General features: G+C 41.1%; 7 protein-coding genes. 6 read left to right on the top strand and 1 reads right to left on the bottom strand.

The genetic code is table 11. The features are described from left to right. Nucleotides 1-222, bottom strand: a 222-nt coding sequence (locus O9295_RS20980; protein ID WP_288035070.1) for a DUF3782 domain-containing protein, incomplete at its 3' end; no start/stop codon positions are given. Nucleotides 223-750: 528 nt separating this feature from the next. Here O9295_RS20980 and O9295_RS20975 point away from each other — a divergent pair. The 6 genes from O9295_RS20975 (at nt 751) to O9295_RS20950 (ending at nt 6874) form a co-directional block, all read left to right on the top strand. Next, on the top strand, nt 751-2004 hold the full coding sequence (locus O9295_RS20975) for a hypothetical protein (RefSeq protein WP_288035069.1): 1254 nt from the start codon (nt 751-753) through the stop codon (nt 2002-2004). Nucleotides 2005-2240: 236 nt separating this feature from the next. Further along, a complete protein-coding gene (locus tag O9295_RS20970; RefSeq protein ID WP_288035067.1) occupies nt 2241-2468 on the top strand; it encodes a hypothetical protein in 228 nt (75 codons plus the stop codon). A 370-nt stretch (nt 2469-2838) separates the two neighbouring features. After that, nucleotides 2839-3606, top strand: coding sequence for a biotin/lipoyl-binding protein (locus tag O9295_RS20965; RefSeq protein WP_288035065.1), 768 nt, complete (start codon nt 2839-2841; stop codon nt 3604-3606). A 206-nt stretch (nt 3607-3812) separates the two neighbouring features. Continuing rightward, nucleotides 3813-4367 carry a hypothetical protein gene (locus tag O9295_RS20960; RefSeq protein ID WP_288035064.1) on the top strand — a complete coding sequence of 185 codons (555 nt, stop codon included), beginning with the start codon at nt 3813-3815 and terminating at the stop codon, nt 4365-4367. Between the two features lie 64 nt (nt 4368-4431). Next, nucleotides 4432-4608: a hypothetical protein gene (locus tag O9295_RS20955; RefSeq protein ID WP_002735384.1), complete on the top strand. Its 177-nt coding sequence runs from the start codon at nt 4432-4434 to the stop codon at nt 4606-4608. A gap of 55 nt (nt 4609-4663) precedes the next feature. After that, complete coding sequence (locus tag O9295_RS20950) at nt 4664-6874, top strand: aromatic acid exporter family protein (RefSeq protein WP_288035063.1); 2211 nt, start codon at nt 4664-4666, stop codon at nt 6872-6874. Nucleotides 6875-7122 lie beyond the last annotated feature (248 nt).

The following is a 7122-nucleotide window of genomic DNA, read 5'->3' as shown; positions in this document are numbered from 1 at the left end:
GTGAAACTCATGGACATCAATACCCCGCTCTTGAAAAAGACGCACCACCGCAGGACGTACTTGCCACTCGACAAACTCTCCTAAACGATTGCCCAACTCCCCAATCTGCTTACTAACTCTGTTAATTTGCTTATCTGTTTCTTTTTGAGCTTGGGATAACTCTTGTTGGGATTGGGCCAATTCCTTTAGTATTTCCCGAATGTCTTCAATAGTAGCTGTCATAATGAATTTTCTCAAGTTAAAATGAAATTTTCTCTATTATAGCCCGATCGCTTTTTCTCCCTTGAAGTAACTGTTCAGGGGGTAGGGTTGATTCATGAATCAACCCTACAATGAATCAACCCTAGTTCAGGGGGGGACAAAATCTGATAATCTAAAAAGACGTAGAAAAGAGCGGCTACTGTGAGAGAGTAGTATCCATGCCTCTAGGAAAGGCAGTTCTTCTCCCTCTCTGCTGCCTCTGGAGAGTCCTTCCACAGAGTCAATGCCACTGGCGGCTTGACATCCCCCCCCCCCTGAACGGTTACAATAAACTTAAGAGTTATTCCTTCTGTTCTTCAGGGGGATTTTTGAGGAGTTCACAAAGTTGGGAGGTCTGGTGGCATTGAGGGGAGGGATGCCAAGCAATGCTCTTTTATTCAGCGTGTTGGCGGTATTCCTCTAACATTCGGGTCAGTTCTCCTACTAGCGGTTTGTTTTGTGTTATTTTTTTGTAAAAAATTGTTACAAAAGTTACCAGTAAACGGAATTATGCTAGAAACCAAAACAATAGAGACAGACAAAAAAAATAAAGCTATTAAATTAATTATGAAGGGATTAAGTATTCAATGGCTTCCCTTGATAACTATTGTGGTACTTTCAAAGGCTAAGATTATTCCTGATAAATCACCCTTATTAGGCGTGTTAGCATTTATTGTATTAGGATTATTAATATATGGATATTTTCCTTTTGTTAAGGGTTGTTCTCGTTACATTCAAAGTAAAGGATACTCACCTAGTTGGGGGATAGTAGGATTACTTAGTTTTGTTGGCTTATTTCTTTTATCGGCAATTACTCCTAAAAATACCGTTATATCCTCAGAAGATTTATCTGAAGAACAGTCAACGACTACTCCTTTTGAAAAAATTAACCTTGTAGAAATTTTTTTATTCTACAGCATAGGTTTACTATACACAATGGTGATCTGTGCAATGCCACTTTTTAAACTTAATAATTGGGACTATACGGGATTTTTCAACGAAACAAGTGGACAAAGAACAATTTTCTCCGCATTCTACATCTTTCTGTGGTTATTGTTAGTTATAAGAGATTTAAAAATAGCAGATTTTAAACTCAAAGATTTTATTCCTAATCTGAAAATCTCTTGGCGAATAATTACTGAAATAGCGATTATCTACACTACTTTTTCGATCTCATTGGGTAGGTTAATTTATTATAGTTTTTCTTTAATATTGCCTGACCATATGGAAAAAATAATTAATCAATATAATCCTCAAGATTTTGGAATGTTTTTACTTTATTTTTTAATTGGCATTTTAATAGCGTCTCCATTGCTTATTTTTTTATTTCAAGGAATTTTATTACAAAAAATATCTCTTAAACTGGGAAATAAAAAAGCTATTTTAGTGATACTTCTTATATTTTTTATATTGTTGCTTCCTACGTTTGAGCCCAATTTCCTAGTTAGTTTGTTTTACATATTGATCTTATCCATTTTATTTTTTAAAACTGCCAATTTATTAGATATATTTGTGTTTGAGGCAATTACAACCCTAATATCTAATATGTTATGGTTTATTTTTTATGATCAAAAATTCAACTTTCCCTATATTTCAATTCTTGAGTATAGGAAAATAAATGAACCTTTTTTAGTCCTATACTCAATTTTATCAGTTATATCTTGCATTTTTTTAGTTAAGTTTGTTCGTAATAACTTTCCTAAAGAAAATGACAAAATTCCTTATTTAAAAAATAGAGAAAAGTTATTAAGTCAGCACTTCTAAATTTGCGCTGTAGCAAAGGTTTCAGGTTTTAGTTAACATAATACGGGCTAAAATTTAACGGGATTAACGATTCTATTTCACAAGACTTCAGGTTTTTAGCATGATAGTACACATGGAATTGCCCCAAAAACCGCCTTTAAAATGTTGGTAACCGTTCAGGGGGGGACGAAATCTGGTAATCTAAGGGGCATGGATGAGAAGCACCAACGGTTGATACCAGGAATTGGTGCAGGGGATTGGGAAAGAACGACCGCCAACGTCAGACAGCTAGTAGTGCAGTTAGGTTTGAAGATAGAACAGCTAGAGCAACGGTGCTGTGGCGGCGCACTAGCTTTGGTTCTCAAAGTGAGGCGGGTAGTGTTTTTGTGGCGCGGATGCTGAAGTTAGTTAGCAAAGGCAGTTCTTCTCCTTCTCTGCTGCCCCAGGAGAGTCCTTCCACAGAGTCAATGCCACTGGCTGCTTGACATCCCCCCCCCTGAACGGTTACAATGAGACTATACGCCTTATGTAAGTTAAAAGCTGGAATGGTGTAAACTCGTTCGATAGATTATCTCTCTAGTCGGAGCGTTGGACTCAAACACTTGATCCCTAATTAGGTTGTTTTAGGTCACATCAAGAGTAATACTTTATTAGGTTTCTTACAGGAAATTTTAAAGGTTTGAGCCTTCGGTAAATCTTTCGAGGTAGCCTAGTTATCATATCTCAAAAATAGCTTGAGCGGTTTTTTCAGAGGATTTTCCTAATGTAAAGTAATACCCTCTGAGTGTTTATCATGTTACAAATTAAGTGATTTTTACTCATTTCAGTACAATGGCAAAAAATCAAGCCGAATCTATGTCTGATCAGAATCATCAGCAGCCAGATATGGGTGCGAAGAAAACAACGCAGGCTAGGATAGAAGGCCAGAATGATAATCAAATAAAAACGGGAATTGATCCTAAAATTGATTCGGAAAAACCGTTTAAATATTCGGAGCCAACAGGAAGATTAGGGGAGATAATCCTGCGCTTAATGCCGGTGGGTCTTTTGCTCGGAGGACTGAGTTATTGGGCGATAGTTGGTAAGATTCCGACTCCTATTCAAGGACGAGCGGTCATTTTGATTCCTCGTTCTATTGTTAATATCGAACCCCGTCAAGGTGGACGGGTGTTAACCCTCCTGATTCAACCGGGAGATTCTGTCAAAAAAGGGCAGTTACTGGCAACTTTAGAGTTTCCTGAATTAGAAACAGAATTAAAAGATAAAAAGGATAGGTTAGCAGATCTCAAGCAGCAGGATAAAAGAGTTGACTCTATTGAAGTGAGTCGTCGCCAATTGAATGCAGCCTCAATAGAGCGCCAGCAAAAGGCGAATCAGCTTCAGATTAAAGCACTTCAAGTTCAATTATCCAGTAATCAAAAACAGCGAGAAGCCTATCTCTCCCATGCTCGATATCTTAAAAATTTCCAGAACTCAACGGATGAAAGACTAGCCGCCTACGATAAACTTATCGAAGAGGGGGCTGTCGCCAAGCTAGATTTTCCCTCCTATTTATTTCAGTTCAATAATCTAGAGGCTTCTAATAGTATCAATCGCGTCCAAATAGAACTCGGTCTCGCGTAGCGAGCGCGTTGCGACCGCCTTAAGGGGGTTGATGAAAGCCTGCCAGTAGTTGAACACGGGCGGCACAGAATAATATACTAAACACAGAAAAACGGCAAATAGACCTGCAAGATACAGCCAGTGATATTCTTCGTTACAATGCGATCGCTGACCAGCAACGAGAGATTAATACGTTAAAAACCACCATTCAAGCCAACAAAAATGTAGTGAGTCTGTACAACGGCCAGATTTTAGACTTATCTGTTAATCCGGGGGAAGTCCTGGCTCCGGGAGGGCGCATAGGTACATTAGAAGTCTCCAATCTAAAGGCCAAGACCAACGTGGTGGCCTTGTTTAAGAGTGGTGATGCCAAACGATTAGAACCGGGCAAGGAAGTAGAAGTCGTTCCCGATCTCTATGATCGCGAACGCTATGGGGGTATCGTCGCTAAGGTCGTTTCCGTCGATCAGCAGCCGGTAACTGTGGCAGAACTGGCAAATATAGTCGGAAGTCATGAACTCGCCAGCAAGCTGTTTCTGGGTAGAGATGAAGACGATCGCGATAAGCCTATACCCGTCAATGCAAGTGTTATCAAAGCCACTTTAGCGCTGAAGGTTGATCGCAATACACCCAGTGGTTTTTACTGGACTCAAGCCAAGGGAGCGCCCCAAAGAATTACCAACGGGACTACCGCAGATGTCCATGCTGTGGTAGAAGAGCGTTCTTTAGTGAGTTATATAACCCCTGCTTTTCGCTGGATTACAGGGGTGTACGACCGTTAACCACAATCTTGCGAGCGTAAGTAGCTGAAAGAAACAACGACTAGAATAAACGGTTAAACCTAATATGGAAAATCCGAAAAGACGTTCTCAATGGTGGACTTGGTGGTTTAAGTGGTGGATTATCGCCGCAGCCTTTGTCTTAGTAATCTTGATCCATAGTGAGCCTCCTCAGCTTTGGTTTTGGTTGGTGACGTTTTTGGCACTGATTTTATATGGGATTGAGCGAGCGATTAATGGGTAACAATGAGTAAGTCGAAAAAGGATATAGAGATACCTTGGACAGTAAAAACGGGCTAATGATCAGACAGGGATTGAAATTTTCCCTAGGTGCTGCTCTCTTAACGAGTTTCTTTTGGCACCGAGGAAATGTATTAGACAACTTTGTCTATCCCGTCTTTGGGTATGTATCTGTACTGATTGAGCCATCCATGGGAGGTGCGATCGCCGCAGGGTTGGGGCGTTTGGGGGGAAGTGCTTTGGGGGGAATCATTGCCGCTATCCTGGTGAACGCCTACGGAATCCAAGGCTCAAGTTTTTTTGTCATTCCCTCTCTCACCTACATTTTAGCCGCCCTGATCTGTGAAACTTACCGATGGCAAGCCGCTTATTCCCAAGCCACACTACTGGGCGCTTTAATTGCCATGAGAGTGGTAGGAACATCAGCACAACAAGATATCTGGCTCTATTTGCGGTCGCGCCTGATCGATAACTGGATCGGAATCGCTGTGGGAATTGCTGTGGCCTTACTATTTTGGCCCCAGAATACTCGATCCGATCTCAACCGGAACTTGATGGGAATCCTTCAAGATATACCGCACTTGTTCCAAAAAATCCTCGATCGCTACCTAAAAACTGAGGTCGAGGAGCGGGATTATCTTCTTTCTATTGAGCAGAACGAGCTTAACTTACTCAATCAGATTAAAAAATCAACACAAACTAGCCTTTCAATGCTCACAAAAGCAACCCATGAATTCGGTAGTGAGATATTGGTGGCAGAAAATTGGAGTGAAATCTTGGCAATTCAGAACCAATTGACTCGACAATTAGCTGATCTGATGGCTTTTAAAGGCGAAAAGCATGAACAAAATTTAGTGCATCAGTTCAGGGCGGAATTTCACCAATTGGCGACTCATCTTACCGACAGCTTTGATAGCTTGAGGGATCTGAGTAACGGCAAAAAAATCTTAGCTACCCCTTACCTGACAGAATTAGAAGAAGATTTAGCGAATATTGGGGGTAAACTTGATCATCTCCGAACAAGTGGAGAGATTGATCGGTATGATGTTCAAGAATCACTACAGTTTTATCAATTTATTCAACTTGTATCTCGATTTATCCAACAATGCGAGGGATTAGGAGGCAGGATAATCGATAAAACCAAAGTAACTGCAACTTTCAGGCGAAGACACCTGATTACCTTTCCCAAATGGGCCCCTATATCCCTAAAACGCCTGAGAGAAATTGTCAGTCTTGGCGTGGTTATTGGTTTGTTACTGGCTATTATTCGTCACATCGAGTTTCCCTATCCTTCTGCTTACGAAAAAGTGGCAGATATTGTGATCATAGGTGCAGTGGTCACTGTCATTCAACCGACAAGGGGGCGAGCGATCGCGATCGGTTGGGCGGCCACTGTTTCCTTGAGTTTGACGATTCTCTGTATTTACCTGTTGGTCAAGTCCTTTGGTTATAATCCTTTTAGTAGCAGTCTGGCTTATTTTTTCGCCTACTTCAGTTGTGCTTGGCTGGGGTTTACGCCAATCGCTCGCATCGGTGCGATTGTAGCAGCCGATGCCATCGGGAAGGATATTTTTCCTTTTTTCGAGCAAGGAATTTGGGCCGCACTGATTTCAGTTCCCGTAGGTGCGTTTCTGGGGGTGTTGCTGACCACTGTATTTATGACAAAATCGGCTACAAACCAACTGGAAACAGATTTTTCTGTGACTTTTAAGAAAATGGGACAGCTATATCAAAAACTGCTGTCAGGCTATTTTCAGGATACGATACCACCGTCAGATATCGCCCAACTGAAGCAGGCCATCACAGTGGCGATCGCTCAACATCCAGCCTCGGTTAAGATTGCCAGTCTCGAACAAATTTCCACAGTTTTAGCAACCAAACACCAAAATTTTTGGAATTTCTCCATTGGCTACGAACAAAAACTCTGGGCTCAACTGGATGCTTTACAAGATGGGCTACAGCAACCGCTTCCTGAACCGATACGACAAAAGTTTTTACCTGAATTACAAGCGATCGCAAAAAAGACTGCGATCGCTTTTGATGAAATTGCTGAGGCGATCGCTGCCCAGGTAATTCTCAACCCACCAAAGTTAGGATTGCTCATCGAAGAAATTGAATCTCTTGAGAAGCAATTACTGAGCTTGCGGGTTGAGAGTCGAAGTTATCCCTTAAATGAGCTAATCGCCTTTAGCTCGGCTTTTATGACGATGAAAGCCATTGCCAGCAACTTAAATCAAATGAGTCAAGACTTACCTGCCTACACCCAATAGGTAATAGGCAAATATTATCAGCCTGAAGGATTTCTGCTCTCAGGGCTGTATATTCAGTAGTGGATTGTTTCAGCTAATTTGGTGTATTAGAAAATTGCTATAAATTCTATAATCTAAGACTTTAAGCCGAAATCTATTGCCCTATCTTAGCTGAAACAAACCAGTAGGGTGCGTTAGGCGGCTATCAATTTAGTCAAAAAACTAAAATTAATAATTCGCCGTAACGCACCCTACAAGATCGGCGTGCT

Source organism: Microcystis sp. LE18-22.4A (assembly GCF_027531105.1).
GTDB classification, from domain to species: domain Bacteria; phylum Cyanobacteriota; class Cyanobacteriia; order Cyanobacteriales; family Microcystaceae; genus Microcystis; species Microcystis aeruginosa.
This window is presented reverse-complemented; position numbering and strand designations above follow the sequence as displayed.

Excerpts from the sequence above, each read along its gene's own strand:
- O9295_RS20965 (WP_288035065.1), top strand. The coding sequence starts at position 2,839 with ATGTCTGATCAGAATCATCAGCAGCCAGATATGGGTGCGAAGAAAACA.
- O9295_RS20955 (WP_002735384.1), top strand. The coding sequence starts at position 4,432 with ATGGAAAATCCGAAAAGACGTTCTCAATGGTGGACTTGGTGGTTTAAG.
- O9295_RS20975 (WP_288035069.1), top strand. The coding sequence starts at position 751 with ATGCTAGAAACCAAAACAATAGAGACAGACAAAAAAAATAAAGCTATT.
- O9295_RS20950 (WP_288035063.1), top strand. The coding sequence starts at position 4,664 with ATGATCAGACAGGGATTGAAATTTTCCCTAGGTGCTGCTCTCTTAACG.